Source organism: Streptomyces sp. NPDC014734 (assembly GCF_043083325.1).
In the GTDB taxonomy this organism is placed as follows: Bacteria; Actinomycetota; Actinomycetes; order Streptomycetales; family Streptomycetaceae; genus Streptomyces.
In genome coordinates this window covers 32,212-53,700 of the sequence record NZ_JBIBYN010000039.1, presented here as the reverse complement: position 1 = coordinate 53,700, position 21,489 = coordinate 32,212, and the positions used below count along the sequence as shown (strand labels likewise).

The 21,489-nt window shown below is 72.3% G+C and carries 23 protein-coding genes; 14 read left to right on the top strand and 9 right to left on the bottom strand.

The window, feature by feature from the left end; all coding sequences use genetic code 11:
* Positions 1-273 precede the first annotated feature (273 nt).
* The 3 genes from abc-f (at position 274) to ACF1CT_RS36225 (ending at position 3,481) form a co-directional block, all read left to right on the top strand.
* Complete coding sequence (gene abc-f, locus ACF1CT_RS36235) at positions 274-1,872, top strand: ribosomal protection-like ABC-F family protein (RefSeq protein WP_391788283.1); 1,599 nt, start codon at positions 274-276, stop codon at positions 1,870-1,872.
* A 377-nt stretch (positions 1,873-2,249) separates the two neighbouring features.
* Entirely contained in the window at positions 2,250-2,471 is a 222-nt protein-coding gene (locus ACF1CT_RS36230; protein ID WP_391788282.1) for a helix-turn-helix domain-containing protein, read from the top strand.
* Positions 2,472-2,689: 218 nt separating this feature from the next.
* Positions 2,690-3,481 carry an enoyl-CoA hydratase/isomerase family protein gene (locus ACF1CT_RS36225; protein ID WP_391788281.1) on the top strand — a complete coding sequence of 264 codons (792 nt, stop codon included), beginning with the start codon at positions 2,690-2,692 and terminating at the stop codon, positions 3,479-3,481.
* Here the strand turns inward: ACF1CT_RS36225 and ACF1CT_RS36220 are convergent.
* Positions 3,471-4,208: a hypothetical protein gene (locus tag ACF1CT_RS36220; protein WP_391788280.1), complete on the bottom strand. Its 738-nt coding sequence runs from the start codon at positions 4,206-4,208 to the stop codon at positions 3,471-3,473. The two genes, ACF1CT_RS36225 and ACF1CT_RS36220, sit on opposite strands and share 11 nt — an antisense overlap.
* 107 nt (positions 4,209-4,315) lie before the next feature.
* On the opposite strand from ACF1CT_RS36220, the gene ACF1CT_RS36215 reads away from it, so the two are divergent.
* From ACF1CT_RS36215 to amaP, 5 genes are read left to right on the top strand one after another with little or no spacing between them, the layout of a single operon-like run.
* The gene (locus ACF1CT_RS36215) at positions 4,316-4,789 is read left to right on the top strand and encodes an Asp23/Gls24 family envelope stress response protein (RefSeq protein WP_391788279.1); all 474 of its coding nucleotides are present in this window, start codon (positions 4,316-4,318) and stop codon (positions 4,787-4,789) included.
* A 60-nt stretch (positions 4,790-4,849) separates the two neighbouring features.
* Positions 4,850-5,041, top strand: coding sequence for a hypothetical protein (locus tag ACF1CT_RS36210; RefSeq protein WP_391788294.1), 192 nt, complete (start codon positions 4,850-4,852; stop codon positions 5,039-5,041).
* Positions 5,042-5,046: 5 nt separating this feature from the next.
* Positions 5,047-5,409: a hypothetical protein gene (locus ACF1CT_RS36205; protein ID WP_391788278.1), complete on the top strand. Its 363-nt coding sequence runs from the start codon at positions 5,047-5,049 to the stop codon at positions 5,407-5,409.
* On the top strand, positions 5,406-6,092 hold the full coding sequence (locus ACF1CT_RS36200) for a DUF6286 domain-containing protein (RefSeq protein WP_391788277.1): 687 nt from the start codon (positions 5,406-5,408) through the stop codon (positions 6,090-6,092). The genes ACF1CT_RS36205 and ACF1CT_RS36200 overlap by 4 nt, the downstream gene beginning before the upstream one ends.
* Before the next feature lie 5 nt (positions 6,093-6,097).
* Positions 6,098-6,676: an alkaline shock response membrane anchor protein AmaP gene (gene amaP / locus ACF1CT_RS36195; protein ID WP_391788293.1), complete on the top strand. Its 579-nt coding sequence runs from the start codon at positions 6,098-6,100 to the stop codon at positions 6,674-6,676.
* Between the two features lie 35 nt (positions 6,677-6,711).
* On the opposite strand, the gene ACF1CT_RS36190 is transcribed toward amaP, so the two are convergent.
* The 5 genes from ACF1CT_RS36190 to ACF1CT_RS36170 all read right to left on the bottom strand — a co-directional run bounded on the left by ACF1CT_RS36190 (position 6,712) and on the right by ACF1CT_RS36170 (position 11,635).
* The gene (locus tag ACF1CT_RS36190) at positions 6,712-7,467 is read right to left on the bottom strand and encodes an SDR family oxidoreductase (protein ID WP_391788276.1); all 756 of its coding nucleotides are present in this window, start codon (positions 7,465-7,467) and stop codon (positions 6,712-6,714) included.
* Between the two features lie 4 nt (positions 7,468-7,471).
* Complete coding sequence (locus tag ACF1CT_RS36185) at positions 7,472-9,271, bottom strand: glycoside hydrolase family 15 protein (RefSeq protein WP_391788275.1); 1,800 nt, start codon at positions 9,269-9,271, stop codon at positions 7,472-7,474.
* A gap of 116 nt (positions 9,272-9,387) precedes the next feature.
* Positions 9,388-10,200, bottom strand: a complete 813-nt coding sequence (locus ACF1CT_RS36180; protein ID WP_391788292.1) for an SURF1 family protein — start codon at positions 10,198-10,200, stop codon at positions 9,388-9,390.
* 138 nt (positions 10,201-10,338) lie between these two features.
* A complete protein-coding gene (locus ACF1CT_RS36175; RefSeq protein ID WP_391788274.1) occupies positions 10,339-10,572 on the bottom strand; it encodes a hypothetical protein in 234 nt (77 codons plus the stop codon).
* Between the two features lie 64 nt (positions 10,573-10,636).
* Entirely contained in the window at positions 10,637-11,635 is a 999-nt protein-coding gene (locus ACF1CT_RS36170; RefSeq protein ID WP_391788273.1) for a DEDDh family exonuclease, read from the bottom strand.
* 124 nt (positions 11,636-11,759) lie between these two features.
* Here ACF1CT_RS36170 and ACF1CT_RS36165 point away from each other — a divergent pair, with 124 nt between their 5' ends.
* Positions 11,760-12,473 (top strand): VIT family protein, encoded by a 714-nt coding sequence (locus ACF1CT_RS36165; protein WP_391788272.1) that lies wholly within the window; start codon positions 11,760-11,762, stop codon positions 12,471-12,473.
* Positions 12,474-12,488: 15 nt separating this feature from the next.
* Here the strand turns inward: ACF1CT_RS36165 and ACF1CT_RS36160 are convergent, their stop codons facing one another.
* A complete protein-coding gene (locus ACF1CT_RS36160) occupies positions 12,489-12,785 on the bottom strand; it encodes a hypothetical protein (RefSeq protein WP_391788271.1) in 297 nt (98 codons plus the stop codon).
* Positions 12,786-13,063: 278 nt separating this feature from the next.
* Here ACF1CT_RS36160 and ACF1CT_RS36155 point away from each other — a divergent pair, with 278 nt between their 5' ends.
* Entirely contained in the window at positions 13,064-13,969 is a 906-nt protein-coding gene (locus tag ACF1CT_RS36155) for a sterol desaturase family protein (protein WP_391788270.1), read from the top strand.
* Positions 13,966-14,673, top strand: coding sequence for a lysoplasmalogenase (locus ACF1CT_RS36150; RefSeq protein WP_391788269.1), 708 nt, complete (start codon positions 13,966-13,968; stop codon positions 14,671-14,673). The genes ACF1CT_RS36155 and ACF1CT_RS36150 overlap by 4 nt, the downstream gene beginning before the upstream one ends.
* 38 nt (positions 14,674-14,711) lie before the next feature.
* On the opposite strand, the gene ACF1CT_RS36145 is transcribed toward ACF1CT_RS36150, so the two are convergent.
* Together ACF1CT_RS36145 and ACF1CT_RS36140 are read right to left on the bottom strand one after the other, a co-directional pair.
* A complete protein-coding gene (locus ACF1CT_RS36145; protein ID WP_391788291.1) occupies positions 14,712-16,118 on the bottom strand; it encodes a CoA transferase in 1,407 nt (468 codons plus the stop codon).
* A gap of 138 nt (positions 16,119-16,256) precedes the next feature.
* Entirely contained in the window at positions 16,257-17,792 is a 1,536-nt protein-coding gene (locus ACF1CT_RS36140) for a S8 family serine peptidase (protein WP_391788268.1), read from the bottom strand.
* 310 nt (positions 17,793-18,102) lie between these two features.
* Here ACF1CT_RS36140 and ACF1CT_RS36135 point away from each other — a divergent pair, with 310 nt between their 5' ends.
* From ACF1CT_RS36135 to moaA, 3 genes are all read left to right on the top strand, one after another.
* Positions 18,103-18,468: a DUF485 domain-containing protein gene (locus ACF1CT_RS36135; RefSeq protein ID WP_391788267.1), complete on the top strand. Its 366-nt coding sequence runs from the start codon at positions 18,103-18,105 to the stop codon at positions 18,466-18,468.
* Positions 18,465-20,105, top strand: a complete 1,641-nt coding sequence (locus tag ACF1CT_RS36130; RefSeq protein WP_391788266.1) for a cation acetate symporter — start codon at positions 18,465-18,467, stop codon at positions 20,103-20,105. The genes ACF1CT_RS36135 and ACF1CT_RS36130 overlap by 4 nt, the downstream gene beginning before the upstream one ends.
* Before the next feature lie 381 nt (positions 20,106-20,486).
* The gene (moaA, locus tag ACF1CT_RS36125; protein ID WP_391788265.1) at positions 20,487-21,476 is read left to right on the top strand and encodes a GTP 3',8-cyclase MoaA; all 990 of its coding nucleotides are present in this window, start codon (positions 20,487-20,489) and stop codon (positions 21,474-21,476) included.
* Positions 21,477-21,489 lie beyond the last annotated feature (13 nt).

Here is a 21,489-nt window from a genome sequence, read left to right as displayed (position 1 = left end):
CTGTCACTCTCTCCGTTCCGGCCGTGGTGGAACGGCCACCTGCGCCGAGTATTGGCCAGATCATCCCCGAGCGCCCGACGGTACCGAGCGGCGGGGTGGGGAGGACGGCGTGCGCCGGGGCGGGCCCCGCGCGGGTCGTCGGCACACGCGGAAAAGCAGTTGCACACCGCCAGTAGAATGAGCCGTATGGCAATTCTCCTTGTGCATTAAACGGCGTCGAGACGACTCCGCCCTCGCCCCGTCCGCCGTCCCTCCCCGCCCTGGAGTTTTACCGTGATCACCGCTTCCGGCATCGAGTTGCGCGCCGGTGCCCGCGTCCTCATCGAATCCGCTTCCTTCCGCATCGCCAAGGGCGACCGCATCGGCCTCGTCGGCCGCAACGGGGCGGGCAAGACCACCCTCACCAAATGCCTCGCGGGAGAGGGCAGCCCCGGGGGCGGCACCATCACCCGCTCCGGCGAGGTCGGCTACCTCCCGCAGGACCCGCGCACCGGCGACCTCGACGTACTCGCCCGCGACCGCATCCTCTCCGCCCGCGGCCTCGACGAGATCCTGCGCAAGATGCGCGAGAACGAGGACCGGATGGCCAACGGCAAGGGCGCCACCCGCGAGAAGGCGATGAAGAAGTACGAGCGCCTGGAGACGGAGTTCCTCACCAAGGGCGGCTACGCCGCCGAGGCCGAGGCCGCCACCATCGCCGCCGCGCTCAGCCTGCCCGACCGGGTGCTCGGGCAGCCGCTGCACACACTCTCCGGCGGTCAGCGCCGCCGTGTGGAACTGGCCCGCATCCTGTTCTCGGACGCCGACATCCTGCTGCTCGACGAGCCGACCAACCACCTCGACGCCGACTCGATCATCTGGCTGCGCGACTACCTCAAGACCTACCGCGGCGGCTTCATCGTGATCTCCCACGACGAGGAACTCGTCGAGACGGTCGTCAACAAGGTCTTCTACCTCGACGCCAACCGCTCGCAGATCGACGTCTACAACATGGGCTGGAAGCTCTACCAGCAGCAGCGTGAGGCCGACGAGAGGCGCCGCAAGCGCGAGCGGCAGAACGCCGAGAAGAAGGCGGCGGCCCTCAACTCGCAGGCCGACAAGATGCGCGCCAAGGCCACCAAGACCGTCGCCGCGCAGAACATGGCCAAGCGCGCCGAGCGGCTGCTCTCCGGCCTGGAGGCCGTCCGGGTCGCCGACAAGGTCGCCAAGCTGCGCTTCCCCGAGCCCGCGCCGTGCGGCAAGACCCCCCTGATGGCGGAGGGCCTGTCCAAGTCGTACGGCTCGCTGGAGATCTTCACCGACGTCGACCTCGCCATCGACAAGGGCTCCCGGGTCGTCATCCTCGGCCTCAACGGCGCCGGGAAGACCACCCTGCTGCGGCTCCTCGGCGGCGCCGAGAAGGCCGACACCGGCCGGATCGTCGAGGGCCACGGACTCAAGCTCGGCTACTACGCCCAGGAGCACGAGACCCTCGACCCGGACCGCACGGTCCTGGAGAACATGCGCTCGGCGGCGCCCGACCTCGACCTCGTCGACGTCCGCAAGACGCTGGGCTCGTTCCTCTTCTCCGGCGACGACGTCGACAAGCCCGCCGGGGTGCTCTCCGGCGGTGAGAAGACCCGCCTCGCGCTGGCGACCCTGGTGGTGTCCTCCGCCAATGTGCTGCTCCTGGACGAGCCGACCAACAACCTCGACCCGGCAAGCCGCGAGGAGATCCTCGGCGCGCTGCGCACGTACAAGGGCGCCGTCGTCCTCGTCACCCACGACGAGGGAGCGGTCGAGGCCCTCCAGCCGGAACGCATCATCCTGCTCCCGGACGGGGTCGAGGACCTGTGGGGGGCGGACTACCGGGACCTGGTCGCGCTGGCCTGAGAGCCCGTCCGGCCACCCCGCGGCCCGCTCCCCGTCAACACGCGACCCGTCACTGATCCACTCCGTATGGATCATTCGGCCCATGCGTGATCCATCATCTGCGTGAGTACGTCTCGTACCACGCCGTGACGCCCGGCAGATACCTGCCGGGCGCACCCATATGGCGGGCACCGAACCCGTGTGGCCCTGACCTGGTGGTTCCTTTCCCGAGCCGTTCCGGCTCGCCGCCGCGGACCCGTGGAACGCGGGATTCCCACGGTGTCGGGCCCCTTTTCCGACGGGAATCCGGTTGTGCCGACCTTGTCGAATGGGTGGCCATGAAGCCCATGAGGGGTGATCATGAGAGTCCAGAGCGCACTTCCCATGAGGAGGCACGGGTGGCCGAGACTCTGAAGAAGGGCAGCCGGGTTACCGGCGCCGCGCGCGACAAGCTCGCGGCAGACCTGAAGAAGAAGTACGACTCCGGTGCGAGCATCCGGGCGTTGGCCGAAGAGACCGGCCGCTCCTACGGATTCGTCCACCGGATGCTCAGCGAGTCCGGAGTCACGCTGCGCGGACGCGGCGGGGCGACACGAGGCAAGAAGGCCGTCACGGCCTGAGAGCCTGTCGGGCGGTCTTCGAGCCGCTCGATCACGGGTCGCCCGACGGGTTCTGAGGGTTTCGGCGGATCGGAGCAGGTCGTCCGAGCCGTCCCGGAGACCACCGGTTTCCGGCGGTGGTCACCCGGTCGACCATGATGTCGCCCGGGTGGTTACTGTTCAGTCACTTAGCCGGACATGCTGTTCGGCGTGGAGACTGAACCGATCCGGAGGCTCTCATGACCTCGCTCGACTCCGTGCTCGACAAGGACGGCGTACGACTCACCGTCGACGACGCGATCGCCACGGTGACCCTCACCAATCCGGCCAGGCGCAACGCCCAGTCTCCCGCTCTGTGGCGGGCGTTGACCGAGGCCGGACGGGCGCTGCCCGGTACGGTGCGGGTCGTCGTGCTCCGCGGCGAGGGCAAGTCCTTCTCCGCGGGTCTCGACCGTCAGGCGTTCACGCCCGAGGGGTTCGACGCGGAGCCGTCCTTCCTCGACATGGCGCGCGGCACGGAGGCCGAACTCGACGCGACCATCGCCGCGTACCAGGAGGCGTTCACCTGGTGGCGTCGCAACGACATCGTGTCCGTCGCGGCGGTCCAGGGGCACGCGATCGGTGCGGGCTTCCAGCTCGCCCTCGCCTGCGATCTGCGGATCGTTGCCGAGGACGTGCAGTTCGCCATGAGGGAGACCAGCCTCGGGCTGGTTCCCGACCTCACCGGCACGCACGCCCTGGTGCACCTGGTGGGGTACGCCCGGGCGCTCGAAATCTGCGCCACGGGCCGCTTCGTGCAGGCGGAGGAGGCCGAGCGCACCGGCCTTGCCAACCTGGTGGTCCCCGTCGGCGAACTGGACGCGGCGACCCGTGACCTGGCCGCCGCGCTGCTCGCCGCTCCGCGCGACGCGGTGGTCGAGACCAAGGCGTTGCTGAGCGGTGCCGTCTCCCGGGGCTACGAGGAGCAGCGCGCCGCCGAACGCGCCGCGCAGGGCCGCCGTCTGCGTGACCTGGCGGGCATCACCGACTGAACGCGCCGGACGGGGCCTGCGGGACGTCGTCCCGCCCCACCACCGCCGTGACCAGGACGACCACCGACGGCCGGTCCGCCGACGCGTTCACCACCGCGGTCCGCACCGCTCGCGCCACGTCGAGCACCCGGTGGCCCGGCTCCGTCGCCAGCTCGATACGGACATGACCGGGGCCCGCGTGCACGGCGCCGCCGAGCACCCGGGTCAGCGTCGCCACACCGGGCACCTCCGCGGCGGCGGCCCCCCGAGGCCCCTCCGGCCGAGCCGGGTGCACCTCGACCGGTGCCGCTGCCCGGGGCCCGGGAGGCGTCTCCACCAGCTCCGTCACGTGTACGTCCACCTCGGACACCACCAGGCCCACATTCCGGTCGGCCGCCGCCAGCAACGACGAGCGCAACGCCGCGGCCTCGGCGGGCAACGGCCTGCCCGGCACCGCCGACATGTCCGCCTCCATCCGCAGCGGTCCCGGCGGGAGCGCGCCGGGGGGCGGCTCCGGCCCCGGTCCCGGGGTCGGGGCCGGACCGGCCGCACGGATCCGGAGCCTCCCGAGCACCGGTCCGGCCCCCGGCCCGCTCGTCGCGTCGCGCAGCACCGCGACGGCGGCCCGCTCCGAGATCCACGCCCCGTCCGCCGGGCCACCCAGGGGAAGCAGCCGGCCGAGACCGGTCCGGCGACGGACCGCCGCCGCCCATCCGTCGCCCCTGTGCGGGCTGTCAGCCGTTGTCATCGGCCCAGCCTGCCGCATCCACGACGCGAGACGGGACAAGCGCACCTAATGTGGGCAAAGAGGATGTGGGTAATGAGCCTCGACCTGCCCCGAAGGGATGAGTGGCGATGACCGACACCACACACCGGGTCCGTCCCGAGAACCCCGACAAGGAACCGGTTCAACCCACCAGACGCGGCGGGGGAGATCCCGCCGACCGTGGCCGCACGACCATCGCGGACGGTGTGGTCGAGAAGATCGCGGGCATGGCGGCGCGTGACGTGGTCGGTGTCCACGCGATGGGCAGCGGGTTCTCACGCACGCTCGGAGCGGTCCGCGACCGGGTGCCCGGGGGCGGCAAGACCGTCACGCGGGGAGTGAAGGCGGAGGTCGGCGAGTCGCAGACCGCCCTCGACCTGGAGATCGTCGTCGACTACGGCGTGTCGATCGCGGATGTCGCCCGTGACGTGCGCGAGAACGTCATCGCGGCGGTCGAGCGGATGACCGGCCTGGAGGTCGTCGAGGTCAACATCGCGGTGAGCGATGTGAAGCTGCCCGACGAGGACGACGACGAGGACCGGCCCGAGCCACGTCTCCAGTAGGCACGTCCGGAACAGGTATGCCCGGTGAGCCCGGTGACCGAGGCAGTTGAGGAGCGCACGATGAGCATGGCGGTGGTCGGCATGGTGGCCGGCATGGCGCTCGGATTCGCCGGGTACTTCGGCGGATTCGGGGCCTTCCTGCTGGTGGCGGCCCTGGGGGCGGTCGGCTTCGTGGTCGGCCGGTTCCTGGAGGGCGACCTGGAACCCGGTGACTTCTTCCGCGGTCGCGACCGCGGCGACCGGCCGCGGTGACGGACGTGCCGGGGGCGCCGGGGACGGGAGGCGGAGTGGCCGCGGCGGAGCGCGGAGCGACCGGGATCGCCGACCGGGTGATCGCGAAGATCGCCGCACAGGCCGCGAAGGAGGCGATCGACGCACCTCCCGAGGGGGGCACGGCGCCGCGTGCGACGGTCACGGTGCACCGGGACAGTGCCCGGGTACGGGTCGTCCTGGAGCTCGGATACCCGTCCGACATCGGCCGGCAGTGCGGTGGGGTGCGCCGTCATGTCGCCCGACGGGTGCGGGCGCTGGCGGGAATGGACGTGCCCGAGGTCGCCGTGCGGGTCGAGCGCCTGCATCCGGTGGCGGCGGACGGCACGGCCCGGGGGAGGGTCCGATGACCGGGCCCCACGACCCGCGGCACGGGACCGGGCGACCGTCCGGCACCCGGCCGGCCGAACGGGGAGACGTGCTCGAACACGACGGGTCCGCCTCCTGCGCCACGTACGACCCACCGCCCGCGCCGGGGCGGAGCGACGGCCGGGCGCACCGCTTCTGGTCCGCGCGCCGCATCCCCGCGGCGCTCCTCGCCCTGCTGGTCCTCGGCGGCGCGGGACTGCTGCTCTACGACGTCGCGGCGGTACGGGCCGACCGGCCGGCGATGCGGTGGCGCCGGGTACTGGCCCGGGAGCTCGCGGACCGTCCCCTGCACGACGTGTGGGTGCTGACCGGTGCGGCGGTGGCCGCGGCGACCGGCCTGTGGCTGCTGTTGCTCGCGCTCACTCCGGGGCTCCGCGGTCTGCTGCCGATGCGCCGCGACCGGCCGGGCGTACGGGCGGGGCTCGACCGGGCGGCGGCGGCGCTGGTCCTGCGGGACCGGGCCGTCGAGGTGTCCGGGGTGCAGGCGGTACGGGTCCGGGTGGGACGGAACAGGATCGCGGTGCGCGCGGTCTCGCACTTCCGGGAGCTCGACGACGTACGCACCGACCTGGACACCGTCCTGGACACCGGTGTCCGGGAACTGGGGCTGGCCGGACGGCCGAGCACGACCGTGCGGGTCCGCCGGGCGGCGAGGAAGGGGTGAGCCCGTTGCGCAGGATCGTCAACCGGGTACTGCTCGGCCTGGCCGGACTCGTGCTCATCGGCGGCGGCGGCGCGGTGCTCGCGGCCGGACTCGGCCTCCCCGTACCGGCCCGGTGGCCCTGGCACGGCGGGCACGACGTGCTGCTGAGCGAGGCCGACCGGGTCCGCTGGCGCGACCAGGGCTGGTGGTGGCCGGCGGTCTTCGTGGCGCTCGCCGTCGTGGTCGTCCTCGCCCTGTGGTGGCTGCTGGCCCAGGCGCGCCGGGCCCGTCTCGCCGCGGTGCCGGTGGACAGCGGCGACGGTGAGGCGGCGGTGTTGCGGGGCCGCGCCCTGGAGGCGGCCGTCGCGGACGAGGCGACGGCCCTGGACGGGGTGGCCCGCGCCCGGGTCACGCTGACCGGTCGCCGTGAGGCCCCCCGGGTCGTCGTGCGGCTCCTGCTGGAACCGCACGCGACACCGGACGAGGCGCTCGGCAGGCTCACCGACGAGGTGCTCGTCCACGCGCGCGACTCGACGGGGGCGGCGGAACTGCCGGCCGAGGTGCGGCTGAGCGCGGTCGGGCACCGCGCGGAGCGGGTGAGCTGACCCGGGCCCCGTTCCCGTTCCGGGAACCGGCCGGTTCAGAAGCCGTGCCGGAAGCCGCCGTCGACCGGCAGCATGACGCCGGTCAGATACGACGCCGCGGGCGAGAGCAGGAACGCCGCCGTCCGGCCGAACTCCTCCGGGGTCCCGTAGCGGCGCAGCGGGATGCGTTCCCCGGCGGCCGCGCGGGCGGTCTCCGCGTCGCCCGACAGGGCGTCGAGTTCGCGCACCCGGTCGGTGTCGATCCGGCCCGGCAGCACGCCCACCACCCGGATGCCCCGGGGGCCGAGCTCGTCGGCGAGGGACTTGGCGAATCCGGCGAGTCCGGGGCGCAGACCGTTGGAGATGGTCAGCCCGTGGATCGGCTCGTACACGGAGCCGGACAGCACGAAACCGATGACACCGCCCTCGCCGAGCGTGGCCGCCGCGGCCCTGGCGAGCCGGACCGCGCCCAGGAACACCGACTCGAAGGCCGACTGCCACTGCTCGTCGGTGTTGTCCGCGACGAGGCCGGGTGCCGGCCCGCCGACGCTGATGAGAATGCCGTCGAGCCGGCCGAACCGCTCGTGCGCTCCGTCCACCAGGCGCTGCGCGGCCGCGGGGTCGGAGTTGTCGGCGGCGAGACCGACGGCGTCCGGTCCCAGTTCGGCGGCGGCTGCCTCGACCCGCTCGGCGTCCCGTCCGGTGATGATCACCCGTGCGCCGTCCTCGGCCAGCGCACGCGCGGTGGCGTTGCCCAGTCCCCGGCTCGCCCCGGTGACGATGTACACACGGTCCTTCAGTCCAAGATCCATGGCCCTATCCTGCCGCGTCGGCCTCCAGCGTGTCCTCACCGGCCAGTGCCATGGCGGTGCCCACCAGCCCGATGTGGCTGAACGCCTGCGGGAAATTGCCGACCTGGCGGCGTGTGACGGTGTCGAACTCCTCGGCGAGCAACCCCACGTCGTTGCACAGCTTCAGCAGCCGCTCGAAGAGGTCCCGGGCCTCGTCCGCGCGCCCGATCGTCACCAGCGCGTCCGCCAGCCAGAACGAGCACGCGAGGAACGCGCCCTCGCTGCCGGGCAGCCCGTCGATCGACGAGCCGTCCGTGCTGTAGCGGCGGACCAGACAGTCGCTGCCCAGCTCCTCGCGGACCGCGTCGATCGTGCCGATGATGCGGGGATCGTCCGGTGGCAGGAAGCCCGTCCGGGCGATCAGCAGCGTCGCGGCGTCCAGGTTCCGGGAGCCGTAGGACTGCGTGAAGGTGTTCCGTACCGGGTCGAACCCCTTCTCGCACACCTCCCGGTGCACGGCGTCCCGCATCGCCCGCCACCGCTCCGGGTCCCCGGCCAGTGACGGGTTCTTCTCCAGGGTGCGCACGGCACGGTCGGCGGCGACCCAGGCCATCACCTTGGAGTGCACGAAGTGGCGGCGCTGGCCGCGGATCTCCCACAGCCCCTCGTCCGGCTCGCGCCAGGTGGACTCCAGGAAGCCGAGCAGGCTCAGCTGCAGGTTCCAGGCGTGCGGCTTGTCGTCCAGGCCCGCCTCCCGGGCGAGCCGCAGCGAGTCGATGACCTCCCCGTACACGTCAAGCTGACGTTGGCGCACCGCGGCGTTGCCGATCCGCACCGGGCCGGAGTTCTCGTAGCCGCGCAGCCACGGCAGCTCCGACTCGGGCAGCCGTCGTTCGCCCGCCAGGCCGTACATGATCTGGAGGTCGGCCGGATCCCCGGCGACGGCCCGCAGCAGCCAGTCCCGCCAGGCCGCCGCCTCCTCCAGGTACCCGGCGGAGATGAGCGCGCCCAGGGTCAGTGTGGAGTCCCGCAGCCAGCAGAAGCGGTAGTCCCAGTTCCGTACGCCGCCGATCTCCTCGGGCAGCGAGGTGGTGGGGGCCGCCACGATGCCGCCGGTCGGTCCGAAGGTGAGCGCCTTCAGCGTGATCAGCGAACGGATCACCGCCTCCCGGTACGGGCCCCGGTACTTGCACCGCGCGGACCACTCGGTCCAGTCGGCCAGGGTGCTCCTCAGCGCCTCGAACGGGTCGACGAGATCGGGGCGGGGCGAGTGCGAGGGGTGCCAGGTCAGGACGAACGCCACCTGTTCCCCTTCGGCGACGGTGAACGACGAGCAGGTGGAGAACTGCTGGCCCCAGGTCCTGACCGGCGGTTCGCTGCGCAGCCAGACCGAGTCCGGCCCGGCGACCGCCACCCGGTGTCCCTCGGAACGGCGCATCCACGGCACGACCGAACCGAAGTCGAACCGCAGCCGGATCACGGAGCTCATCTCCACGGTGCCGCTGACGCCCTCGATGATCCGCATGACCTCGGGCTCCTGGTCGCGCTGCGGCATGAAGTCGACGACCTTGACCGTTCCGGTGCGGGTCTCCCAGAACGTCTCCAGGACGAGGGAGTCACCCGCATAGCCGCGCCGGGTACAGGCGTCGGCGTCTTTCGGCGCGATGCGCCAGTGGCCGTTCTCCTCGTCGCCGAGCAGGGCCGCGAAACAGGCGCCCGAGTCGAAACGGGGCAGACAGAGCCAGTCGACGGAACCGTTCCTGCCGACCAGCGCGGCCGTCTGCAGATCGCCGATCAGGGCATAGTCCTCGATGCGTGGGGTCACGTTCTGGCGTGTTCCCGAACATCGGCCTCGTTAAGCAGCCCGGTTTCCCCGTGAGGAGCGGCGCCGCCCCGCCGCGTGCGGGGGCGGGGCGGGAGGCGCGGACGCCGGGGGCGGCGTCAGGCCGTGGCGGGTTCCGCCTGCTCCGGTTCGGTGGCGGACCGCTGCCCGGCGGCCTCGGCGGCGGCCGTCACCCGGTCGCGCTTCTCCCTGCGGGCGAGGACCACGTACCCCACCGGGACCCCGGCGGCGAACAGCCACCACTGCACGGCGTACGCCATGTGCGGGCCGATCGAACCGTCGTCGGGCGTCTCGATCAGCTCCGGGGAGTCTCCGGGCGGCTCGGGCGCGGTCTGCTCGATGTAGCCGCCGAACACCGGCCGGGACAGCCGCGTGGCCTCCTGGGCGCTGTTGATCAGCATCACCTGGCGGTCGGGCAGGCCCGAGATGTCCTTGATGCCGCTGCTGCCCGTCGTCTCGTCGGCCTTGAGGCGCCCGGTGACGGTCACCTCGCCCCGGGGCGCCGGCGGAATGTCGGGGAACGCGCGCTGGCTGGAGGCGGCGGGTACCCAGCCGCGGTTGACCAGGACCGTGCCGCCGCCCTTCAGGTCGAAGGGGGTGAGCACATGGACACCGATCCGGTCGTCGGTGGCGGTCCTGCGGCGCACGACCACCTGGTGCGCGGTGTCGTAGGTGCCCGTCGCCGTCACCGTGCGCCAGTAGTCGGAGCGCGGGACCGTGTGCCCCGGCGAGGTGAGCGAGGCGACCGGAACGGGGTCCGCCTTGAGATTGCGGGAGATCAGGGAGTTCTGCGCGACCTTGTGCTCATGCCGGTGCAGCTGCCAGAAGCCCAGCTCGATCATGGTGGGAATCAGGACGAGGGCGAGGAGGGCGAGAAGCAGCCACTGCCGGGTCAACAGGAAGCGGTACACCCCATGACGGTACAACCGCGTCATGGGGTGCATCGCGCAGGGGTGGAGGGAAGCGGGCGGGGCGGGGTCGTCACGCCCGGTGCCGGGTCGCCGTCGCGTGTCCGCCGGCCGGGACGGCCCGGGCGAACCGCCGGGTGGTCAGACCTTGTCGATGATGCCGACCCTCCCCTCGGCGCGGGCGCAGTGACCGCCGCAGTACCAGTGACCGTCGACCTCGACGCCCTGACCGATGATCTGGACCCTGCAGTGTTCGCAGATGGGTGCCATGCGGTGGATGGCGCAGGAGAAACAGTCGAAGACGTGCATCGCGCCCTGCGCGTGCACCTCGAAGGACATGCCGTAGTCGTTTCCGCAAACCTCACAACGTGCCATGCGCCACAGGGTCGGACGCGGGGGCCGCGGCGGGCGAGCGGCGGACGGGCGAGTCGCGCCCGGTTCACTCCGATGACGGCGTGGCGGCCCGCGGTGCCGCCGGGGCCACGTCGCGCAGCAGATGGGTGAACGCGCTCTCGTCCAGCATCGGGGTGCCGAACGACTTCGCCTTCACCGTCTTCGACGTTCCCGCGTCCGGGTCGTTGGTGACGAGCAGACTGGTCAGACGGGACACGCTGGTCGCCACGTGCAGTCCGGCCTCAACGGCCCGGTCCTCCAGCAGTTCGCGGTCGATGGACGTGTCCCCGGAGAACGCCACCCGCATGCCCTGCTTGAGAGGTTTGTCCTTCTCGTAGCGCCCCGGGTTCGGGTACGGGCACGCCGGTCGCCTGCGCGAGGGACGCCAGCTGTTCTGACCGTACGAGGGCTGATAGCCGATGCGCGGGGTGACCGGGGAATCCGACCACTCGGTCAGCGGCCGGCACTCCAGCAGCGGCAGCCGCACTCCGTTCCGCGCCGCCGCGTGCAGACTCGGCCGGAACGCCTCGGCCAGCACCCGGGCGTCGTCCAGCGCGTGGTGGGCTCGCTGCTGCACGACCCCGAAGTGCGCGGCCAGCGACTCCAGCTTGTGGTTGGGCAGCGGCAGCCGCAGCTCCTTGGAGAGCGCGATGGTGCACAGCCGCTGCTCGACGGGGGCCGTGACCGAGGCCCGCGCGTACTCCCGGGCCAGCATCGACCAGTCGAAGGCGGCGTTGTGCGCGACGAGCACCCGTCCCGCGAGCCGTTCGGACAGCTCGGCGGCGATCTCCGGGAAGAGCGGGGCCCCTTCGAGGACCTCGCTGGTCAGCCCGTGGATCCAGACGGGACCGGGATCGCGCTGCGGGTTGACCAGGGTGTACCAGTGGTCCTCGACATCGCCCCACGCGTCCAGACGGTAGACGGCGGCGGACACTATCCGGTCGTCCCGGGCGAGTCCGGTGGTCTCCACGTCGACGACCGCGTACCCCTGGGGATACGCGGTCGGCCACGGTGCTGCGGTCTGGCGGTCGTCGAGCATGGTCACAGAGAATACGGGCCGCGACCGACAGTCTCCTATTCCCCCGCTCCGCCCTCCTTCGCGCGGCCCGTTCGCACCCCGGCCGGGGCGGTGCGCGTCCGAGGACGGGACGGGGTGAGACCATCCCCCGGTGACGGATACCCAGGCGCACGACGAAGCGCACGGCAACGGGCTCGGCACGCGGCTGAACTGGCTGCGCGCCGCGGTCCTCGGCGCCAACGACGGCGTGGTCTCCACCGCGGGGCTGGTCGTCGGTGTCGCCGGTGCCACCGGCGACCGCGGAACCCTGCTCACGGCCGGCCTGGCCGGGCTGCTGGCCGGGTCCATGTCGATGGCGGCGGGCGAATACGTGTCGGTCTCCACCCAGCGCGATTCGGAACGGGCGGCACTGGCCCAGGAGAAGCGGGAGCTGTCGGAGGAGCCGGAGGAGGAACTCGCCGAACTCTGCGGCCTGTTGGAGGGCAAGGGGCTGAGCCCGGAAGTCGCCCGCGAGGCCGCCCTCCAGCTCACCGAACGCGACGCGCTGCGTGCCCACGCCGAGGTCGAGCTGGGCATCGACCCCGACGAACTGACGAACCCGTGGCACGCGGCCGGCGCGAGTTTCCTCGCGTTCACTGTGGGCGCCCTGCTGCCGCTGCTGGCGATCGTGCTGCCCCCGCCGTCGCTGCGGCTGCTCGTGACCGTGCTGTCGGTGCTGGCGGCGCTCGCGCTGACGGGCTGGTGGAGCGCCCGCCTGGGCGACGCGGCTCCCCGGCCCGCCGTGCTGCGGAACATGGGTGGGGGAGCGTTGGCGATGGCGGTCACGTACGGGGCGGGGGAGTTGCTGGGGTCGGTGGGGGTCTGAGCGCCGGCCGGGGGATCACGTCCGGCGCGGGTCTCCGGCCGGCGCGCGGGACGGCCCTCGGCCGAGTCGTACGATCCGGCCGGGCGGGAAGAACTCGGTGCCGGTGGCCGCCGTCTCGCCGCCGAGGGTGATCGTGAGCCCGTCGGGACCGGCCAGGGGCGCCAGGTCGTAGGGGCCGTCCTCGGGCGGGGCGTACAGGGTGAGCTGTGCGAGTTCGGGCAGTTCCCGCAGCGGATCGAGCCCGTTCCGCAGGTGGCACGTGCGGGCCTCGGGCACGTGCCGCAGGGCCGCCATCCCGTCGGCGTTCGCCACGGAGACACTGACCCCGGCCCGGGTCCGCGCCGCGAGCACGTCCCGGGCGCAGTCAACGGTGCCGAACGGGCCCCACGCCTCCGGCCACCGTCGTGGCCAGGCGGAGCACCGCAACTTCCATACCGTGCACGGTGGTTCCTCCCCGTGGACGGCCCGGTCGCAGGGATCGTACGACGACCGCGTTGGCGGAAGTCACCAAAGACTGCTGACACCATGTCTCGCATACTTGTTGGTAACAACGTCTGGTCCTGGCCGACCCGCGGCTCTACGGTGCTGCCATGCCGCCGAACCTGCCCGATGTCGTGCTCTGGTCCATACCGGCCTTCGCGCTGCTCACCGTTCTGGAGATGGCCCTCCACCACTTCCACCCCGACGACGAGGCAGTCGGGTACGAGACGAAGGACGCGGCCACCAGCATCACCATGGGGCTGGGAAGCCTGGTCTTCGACCTGCTGTGGAAAGTGCCCATCGTCGCGATCTACACCGCGGTCCACGAACTGACGCCGCTGCGGGTCCCGGTGCTGTGGTGGACGATCCCGCTGATGCTGCTCGCCCAGGACTTCCTCTACTACTGGTCCCACCGCGGCCACCACGTCATCCGGATCCTCTGGGCCTGCCACGTGGTCCATCACTCCAGCCGCAAGTTCAACCTCACCACCGCGCTGCGCCAGCCCTGGACCTCGCTGACCGTCTGGCCGTTCTACGTCCCGCTCGTCGCCTGCGGTGTCCACCCGGCCGCACTCGCGTTCTGCTCGTCGGCGAACCTCGTCTACCAGTTCTGGGTGCACACGGAGCGCGTCGGCAGGCTCCCCCGGCCCTTCGAGTACGTGCTGAACACGCCGTCCCACCACCGGGTGCACCACGCCTCGCAGGGCGGCTACCTGGACCGCAACTTCGGCGGCATCCTGATCGTCTGGGACCGGATCTTCGGGTCGTTCACCGCCGAGACGGAGCGGCCCGTGTACGGCCTGACCAAGAACATCGGCACGTTCAACCCGCTGCGGGTCGCCACCCACGAGTACGTCGCCATCGCGCGCGACGTGCGGGCCGCGGGCAGTTGGGGCGAACGGGCCGGGCGGGTGCTCCGCGGACCGGGCTGGCAGCCCGCCGCCGCCCCCGCGACCCCTCCCGCCGGGCCGCCCGTCGCCTCGCTGCCCCGTTCCGCCGGGGAGCGTGCCGGATGAGCGCCGACACCGCCACGGACCGACGGGAGCGCTTCGTGCGCCCGCTGCTCGTCGCGTTCCTCGTGGCGGGCGCCGTCGACCTCGTCGGCGTGCTCGCCGACGTCCGGGTCGCCCATCTCGTCGCCAAACCCCTGCTGATGCCGTTGCTGGCCGGGTACGCCGCCGCCCGGCGCGGTCCGCGTCTGCTCGTCGCGGCGCTGCTGTTCGGCTGGGGCGGCGACACGCTCCTGCTGCCCGACGCCGATCTCGCCTTCCTGCTCGGGATGGGTTCCTTCGCCGCGGGGCACATCTGCTACCTGTGGCTCTTCGGCCGGGACCGGAGCCCACTGTCCGTCGCGGCGCTCTACGCCGTCGTCCTGGCCGTCGTCGTCGCGCTGCTCTGGAACGGGCTGCCCGCCGAACTCCGCGTCCCGATGACCGGCTACAGCCTGCTGCTGACCGCCATGGCGTACCGGGCGGGCACCCGGGGCCGGTACGCGGCCGTCGGCGGGGCGCTCTTCCTGCTCTCCGACACGCTCATCGCCACCGGCATCGCCGACTGGCCGCAACTGCCCGCCCCGGACTTCTGGGTCATGCTCACCTACATCGCCGCGCAGTTCCTGCTCACGATCGGGGTGCTCGCCCCCGGCGCGCGGCCCCGGGGGCGCGCACCGGGCGGTCTCGGACCGGTGAGGGCAGGTGACCCCGGGGCCGGGCGGCCGTAGCACCGCATGACGACCGCGCGGCTACGGACCGGCCCCGCTCAGTCCGCCGCGAGCCAGGCGGCCGTGTCCGAACCCAGGGGGCCGGGCGGCCGCGACCAGTCGGCGGGCGAACCGTCGAAGCCGACCGGCGGCAGGGCGTGGCGCAGCCGGCCCAGCGGGCTGTCCGTCTCCGTCAGCCACCGCCCCGGATCGTACGCCGAGGTGCCGGACCCGGCCTCCCGTCCGACGGGCAGCTCGTCGAGCAGCCAGGACGCGGTGCGGGCGAGCGAGAGCGTCACCAGCCTGGATCCGCCCTCCTCGTGCTGTTCGGTCAGCGCGCGCAGCACGGCGGCGGCCAGCAGGTAGCCGGTGCCGTGGTCGAGCGCCTGCGCGGGCAGCGCGCCCGGCGGTCGCCCGGCCCCGGCCGTGGCCTCCACCGAGGCGATGCCCGTCGCCACCTGGACCAGACTGTCGAAGCCGCGCCGCAGCGCCCACGGGCCGTGCCCCCATGCCGAGAGCCGCCCGATCACCAGCCCCGGCCTGCGCGCGGTCAGGTACTCGGGGGACGGCCCCAGCCGGTCCACCGCACCGGGCCGGTAGCCGATGACGACCACGTCCGCCGCGGCCAGCAACGCGTCGAGGACGGCGAGGCCCGAGGGGGCCGACAGGTCGAGGTCCACCGAACGCTTGCCGAAGCCGGTGTCGGCGTGCGCGTCGGGGCTCTCCGGGAGCTGCGGGGCGTCGATCCGCAGCACGTCCGCGCCGAGCAGGGCGAGGGTACGGGTGGCGACGGGGCCCGCGATGACCCGGGTGAGGTCCAGGACCCGGACCCCGGCCAGGGGCAGAGACGGTTCACCGGTGAGCGGCGCCGTGCGGCGGACCGGGGCGTCGTCGAGACGCTCCCGGCGCACCAGTGGGGTGCCCGCGACCGCCGCGCCGCGCGGGTCGGCCGCCCACTGCCCGGGGGTGCGGGCGGCGACGGCCAGGCCGCCCGCGGCGAACACGGTCTCCTCGATCTCGTCGCCCCGGCGCCCGGCGAACGAGGCGGCGACGACGTCCACCGCGGCCGGATCCGGGGTGTCCGCGGACAGTCCCACGGTGCCGAGCAACCGGGCCCGGTGGTGCGGGTAGTTGGCGTGCGTGCGGACCCAGCCGTCCGCCGTGCGCCAGAACCGGGACAACGGGGCGAAGGAGACCGGCGCGCGCCCGTCGATCCGCAGATGGCGTTCGCTGGTGAACGCCGTGGCCACCGCACCGTTGTCGACCCGGACCCGTGGCACCGGCCGCGCGGTGCGGCGGGCCGTCAGTTCCGCGGCCGCCAGCGAGCAGACGGCGACCGCGGACCCGGCGAGCTCCATGACGGGGAGCCGGGCGGGCAGCAGTCCCCCGGGGCCGCTCGTCGTGACGTGCGCGAGAAGCGCGGGATCCCCGTCCAGCGCCGCCCACGCCTGTTCCGTACCGGACATGTGTGCATGACTCATCCCCGCACTATGGCACCGAGTGCCACCCGGCGGGACGCGAACCGGTGGGCCGGGAGAGGCCCGGCCCACCGGTCGTGAAGGGAGCCGGGAGGGGGCGCGGCCCCTCCCGGCCCGTCCGCCTTCCTACCAGCGGACCGCGTTGAGCGCGTTCACCACACCGGCCCCGTAGAACCCGTTGTAGCTCTTGCCGCCCTCGCAGACGGCGTCGATCGTGCCGTCGCCGTCGATGTCGTACGGCGCGCCGCACGCGGTGGCGTCGGCCTCGGCCAGCAGCAGCGCCTTCACCGCGGCCGCCGAGGCGTGCGGGTGCTTCGACTTGATCAGGGCCGCGACGCCCGCGACGTGCGGGGAGGCCATCGACGTACCGGCCTTGTAGCCGTACGTGCCGCCCGGCAGCGTGGACAGGATCAGGCCGCTGGTGGCGGGCGGTGCGGGCGTCTGGTAGACCGTCGAGTCGCCGCCCGGGGCCGCGACGTCGATGACGCCCCTGCCGTAGTTCGAGTACGAGGCCTTGAGGCCCTTGGCGCCGGTCGCGGAGACCGTCACGACACCCGGCAGCATCGCCGGGATGTCGAGGCACTGGCGCGGGTCGATCGTCCGGGTGACCGGCGTGGTGTCGTTCGGGCTGGTCGTGTCCTCGATGGCGTGGGAGGCCAGGTCGAAGGCGCTGTTGCCGGCCGAGGCCACGTTGACCGTGCCCTTGCGCTCCGCGTACCGGGAGGCGCGGGCGACGGCCTCGACCAGGGCGCCCTGGTCCGGGTCGTTCTTGCAGTTGAACATCCACGGGTCGGTGTAGTAGCTGTTGTTGGTGACGTCGACCCCGTGCTCCGCGGCCCAGACGAAGCCGCAGACGACCGCCTCGGTGTAGAAGGACCCGCTCGGGTTCGCCACCTTGATCCCGGCGACCTTCACCCCCGGCGCGACGCCCGTGACCCCGATGCCGTTCTTCGCGGCGGCGATGGTGCCCGCCACGTGCGTCCCGTGGTCGCTCTCGCCCGCCTTCGGACGCCAGGCGCCGTCCGTCGTGTCCGGCACCCCGGTCGCACAACTGACCGATGCCGCACGGTTGAAGTTCGGGGCCAGGTCCGGGTGGGTGTCGTCCACGCCCGTGTCGATGACCGCGACCGTGACCTTGCTGCTGCCCAGCGTCTTGCGGTGCGCCTGGTCCGCCTTGATGGCGGGCAGGTCCCACTGGAGCGGTTCCAGCGGGTCCTGGTCCGCGGTCGCCCGCGCCGTGGCGGCGTCGGCCTGCGCGGCGGTGAGCGGCTGCTCGACCCCGGTCTCCGTGACGGCCTGCGGAACGATGGGGTTGGTACGGGTGGCCCCCGCCGAGTCGACGCCCTTGACCCGGCGGATCGACTGCGCGAAGTCCGGGTTCTGCGAGTGGACGACGATCACGCCGATCTGCTCGTAGGCGACGACCACCGTGCCGCCGGCCTCGGCTATCGCCTTCTTCACCTGCTTGACGGTGCCGTGATTGGCCCGTGTGTTGACCACGTACGAGAGCTTCGGGCCGTTCGTCGACACCGCCGCCGAGGGCTGCGCGTCCACCGGTGCGGCGGAGGCGGCCCCCGTCGGCAGGAAGCCGAGCGAAGCCGTGAGTGCCAGTCCGACGGACATCGTCAGGGTGCGCGTCCGTCTGGAACCCAGCTGAACCATGGGGTCTCCACATCATCCGTGCCGGGCGACCGGACACCTGAAATGCCCGGTCGCGTACATGACCAGTGAAGTTATCGGGATCATGCCCGCTCATCAATGAGTTCGCGGTACCCACTTCGGCCGGACGGGTGCGCGCAGACGTGTTCGAGAAGTGTGGAGGGGAGGTGAACCGGCGCGACACGCCGTCCGTGCCGTAGTCGGGGAACGCACCATCACGGCAGGGAAAGCGCATGTCCGTCCCCGGCCGGGCGAGGTTCCCCGGCGGAAAACCGCTGTCCCCACCACCGCACCCGCGTCGCGAGGAGATTCCGTGACTACCGATGCACCACCGCCCGAGAGCGTTGCGGACGTCCGCCCCGCCGGGCCCACGACCGAGACGTTCGTCGCGACCCAGGAGAGCGCCGAGTTCGGCGAACTGCGCCGTACGCACCGCTCGTTCGCGTTCCCGCTGACCGTCGCCTTCGTCCTCTGGTACCTCCTGTACGTGCTGCTGTCCAACTATGCGGGCGGCTTCATGGGCGCCCAGGTGTACGGCCACATCAACGTGGCCTTCGTCTTCGGCCTCGCCCAGTTCGTCAGCACGTTCCTCATCGCCTGGTTCTACTCCCGCCACGCGGCCGCGAAGCTCGACCCGCGGGCCGAGGCCATCAAGTCCCGTCTGGAGGCCGACGCATGAGCGCCGCGTACCCCGCACACACCGCCGTCCACCTCGCCGCCTCCTCGACCACCGAGCACCGGCCGCTGATCATCACGCTCTTCGCGCTCTTCGTCGCCGCGACCCTGGGCATCACCGTCTGGGCCGGGCGGCAGACCCGCAGCGCCTCCGACTTCTACGCGGGCGGACGGCAGTTCACCGCGTTCCAGAACGGGCTCGCGGTCTCCGGCGACTACATGTCGGCGGCCTCGTTCCTCGGGATCGCCGGAGCCATCGCCCTGTTCGGTTACGACGGCTTCCTGTACTCCATCGGCTTCCTCGTCGCCTGGCTGGTGGCCCTGCTGCTGGTCGCCGAACCGCTGCGCAACTCCGGCCGTTACACGATGGGCGACGTCCTCGCGTACCGGATGCGGCAGCGCCCGGTCCGCACCGCCTCGGGCGTCTCCACCATCGTCGTCTCGATCTTCTACCTGCTGGCACAGATGGCGGGTGCGGGCGTCCTGGTCTCCCTCCTCCTCGGCATCACCAGCGACGCGGGCAAGATCCTCATCGTCGCCCTGGTCGGCGTACTGATGATCGTGTACGTCACCATCGGCGGCATGAAGGGCACCACCTGGGTCCAGATGGTCAAGGCCGTGCTGCTCATCGCGGGCGCCCTGCTGATGACCTTCCTGGTACTGCTGAAGTTCGACTTCAACATCTCCGACCTGCTGGGCACGGCCGCCTCGAAGAGCGGTCACGGAGCCGCCTTCCTGGAGCCCGGACTCAAATACGGCGCCACCGGCACCTCGAAGCTGGACTTCCTCTCCCTCGGCATCGCCCTGGTGCTCGGCACCGCCGGCCTGCCGCACATCCTGATCCGCTTCTACACGGTGCCGACCGCCAAGGCCGCCCGTAAGTCGGTCAACTGGGCCATCGGCATCATCGGCGCCTTCTACCTGATGACGATCGCGCTCGGCTTCGGTGCCGCGGCCCTCATCGGCCCGGACGAGATCAAGGCGAAGAACCCGGCAGGCAACGCGGCGGCGCCGCAGCTCGCCGAGTACCTCGGCGGCGTCGGCTCCACCGGGGGCGCCGTGCTGCTGGCGGTGATCTCGGCCGTCGCCTTCGCCACCATCCTCGCCGTCGTCGCGGGGCTCACCCTCGCCTCCTCGTCCTCCTTCGCGCACGACATCTACGCCAACGTCATCCGCAAGGGGAAGGCCACCGAGAAGGAGGAGATGCGCGCCGCCCGCCTGGCCACCGTCCTCATCGGCGCGGTCGCGATCCTGCTGGGCGCCTTCGCACGCGACATGAACGTCGCCGGGCTGGTCGCCCTCGCCTTCGCCGTCGCCGCGTCCGCGAACCTGCCGACCATCCTCTACAGCCTGTTCTGGAAGCGGTTCACCACCCGGGGCGCGCTCTGGTCGATCTACGGGGGCCTGGCCAGTTCGGTGATCCTCGTGCTGTTCTCCCCGGTCGTCTCCGGCAACCCGAAGACGTCCATGTTCAAGGGCGTCGACTTCGCCTGGTTCCCGCTGGAGAACCCGGGGCTGATCTCCATCCCGCTGGGCTTCCTGCTCGGCTGGATCGGCTCCCTCCTCTCGAAGGAGGAGCCGGACAAGGGCAAGTACGCCGAACTGGAGGTCAAGTCCCTCACCGGTGTCGGAGCACACTGAGCGGGCCCGGCCCCGGCACACGGCCCGGCCCCGGCCACCGGCCCGCGCCCGCACCGGGGGCGCCGACCGCCGATCCGCGCCGGGCGGTGCCCCCGCCCCCGCGATCGCTCCGGCGCCCGCGTCGCCGCGGCCGTGTCGTAGGACCCTACGGCACGACCGCGGCGTTCCTCGTGGCATACGAGCCCCCTCCGGCACCTCGGGTCTCGCGTAGGCTCGGAGGAGTCGTCCCGAACAACCGCCCCGGGACGACCGGCGGTGACGACCGACAACACCGGCCGACACCCACCGGCCGGGAACACCGGCCGACACCCACCGGCCGGGACCCACCGGCCCGAACCGCCCGGGCACGGCACCGGGACAACGACCGGGGAGGGGGCCCACATGCTCATCGACACCTACGGCCGGGTCGCCACCGACCTGCGCGTGTCGCTGACCGACCGGTGCAATCTGCGCTGCACCTACTGCATGCCGGAAGAGGGCCTGCAATGGCTGGCCAAGCCCGACCTGCTCACCGACGACGAGATCGTCCGGCTGGTCGGTATCGCCGTCACCCGGCTCGGCGTCACCGAAGTCCGCTTCACCGGCGGCGAGCCGCTGCTGCGCCCCGGACTCGTCTCCGTCGTCGAACGCTGCGCGGCCCTCGACCCGCGCCCCAGGACGTCGCTCACCACCAACGGCATCGGACTGAAACGCACCGCCGCCGCGCTCCGCGCCGCCGGTCTGGACCGGGTCAACGTCTCGCTGGACACCCTGCGCCCCGACGTCTTCAAGACCCTCACCCGCCGCGACCGGCACCACGACGTGCTGGCCGGTCTCGAAGCCGCCCGCGACGCAGGTCTCACCCCGGTCAAGGTGAACACCGTGCTGATGCCCGGGCTCAACGACGACGAGGCCCCCGACCTGCTCGCCTGGGCCGTCGGGCACGGCTACGAGCTCCGCTTCATCGAGCAGATGCCGCTCGACGCGCAGCACGGCTGGAAGCGCGACGGCATGATCACGGCGGCCGACATCCTCCGGTCGCTGCGGACCCGCTTCACCCTCACCGAGGAGGACGGGGACGAACGCGGCTCCGCCCCCGCCGAGCGCTGGCTCGTCGACGGCGGCCCCCACCGGGTCGGCGTCATCGCCTCCGTCACCCGCCCCTTCTGCCGGGCCTGCGACCGGACCAGGCTCACCGCCGACGGGCAGGTGCGCACCTGCCTCTTCGCCCGTGAGGAGACCGATCTGCGCGGGGCCCTGCGCTCGGACGCCCCGGACGAGGAGATCGCCCGGATCTGGACGCTGGCGATGCGGGGGAAGAAGGCCGGATCAGGCCTGGACGATCCGTCGTTCCTGCAGCCGGACCGGCCGATGTCGGCGATCGGAGGCTGACCCGGGGCGCGCC

What these genes read in the sequence shown, in the direction of transcription:
- ACF1CT_RS36140 (WP_391788268.1), bottom strand. Translation starts at nt 17,792, where the DNA reads ATGGTTCAGCTGGGTTCCAGACGGACGCGCACCCTGACGATGTCCGTC.
- ACF1CT_RS36200 (WP_391788277.1), top strand. Translation starts at nt 5,406, where the DNA reads ATGACCGGGCCCCACGACCCGCGGCACGGGACCGGGCGACCGTCCGGC.
- moaA (WP_391788265.1), top strand. Translation starts at nt 20,487, where the DNA reads ATGCTCATCGACACCTACGGCCGGGTCGCCACCGACCTGCGCGTGTCG.
- ACF1CT_RS36175 (WP_391788274.1), bottom strand. Translation starts at nt 10,572, where the DNA reads ATGGCACGTTGTGAGGTTTGCGGAAACGACTACGGCATGTCCTTCGAG.
- ACF1CT_RS36150 (WP_391788269.1), top strand. Translation starts at nt 13,966, where the DNA reads ATGAGCGCCGACACCGCCACGGACCGACGGGAGCGCTTCGTGCGCCCG.
- ACF1CT_RS36145 (WP_391788291.1), bottom strand. Translation starts at nt 16,118, where the DNA reads ATGTCCGGTACGGAACAGGCGTGGGCGGCGCTGGACGGGGATCCCGCG.
- ACF1CT_RS36190 (WP_391788276.1), bottom strand. Translation starts at nt 7,467, where the DNA reads ATGGATCTTGGACTGAAGGACCGTGTGTACATCGTCACCGGGGCGAGC.
- ACF1CT_RS36225 (WP_391788281.1), top strand. Translation starts at nt 2,690, where the DNA reads ATGACCTCGCTCGACTCCGTGCTCGACAAGGACGGCGTACGACTCACC.
- ACF1CT_RS36215 (WP_391788279.1), top strand. Translation starts at nt 4,316, where the DNA reads ATGACCGACACCACACACCGGGTCCGTCCCGAGAACCCCGACAAGGAA.
- ACF1CT_RS36210 (WP_391788294.1), top strand. Translation starts at nt 4,850, where the DNA reads ATGAGCATGGCGGTGGTCGGCATGGTGGCCGGCATGGCGCTCGGATTC.
- ACF1CT_RS36220 (WP_391788280.1), bottom strand. Translation starts at nt 4,208, where the DNA reads ATGACAACGGCTGACAGCCCGCACAGGGGCGACGGATGGGCGGCGGCG.
- ACF1CT_RS36130 (WP_391788266.1), top strand. Translation starts at nt 18,465, where the DNA reads ATGAGCGCCGCGTACCCCGCACACACCGCCGTCCACCTCGCCGCCTCC.
- ACF1CT_RS36155 (WP_391788270.1), top strand. Translation starts at nt 13,064, where the DNA reads ATGCCGCCGAACCTGCCCGATGTCGTGCTCTGGTCCATACCGGCCTTC.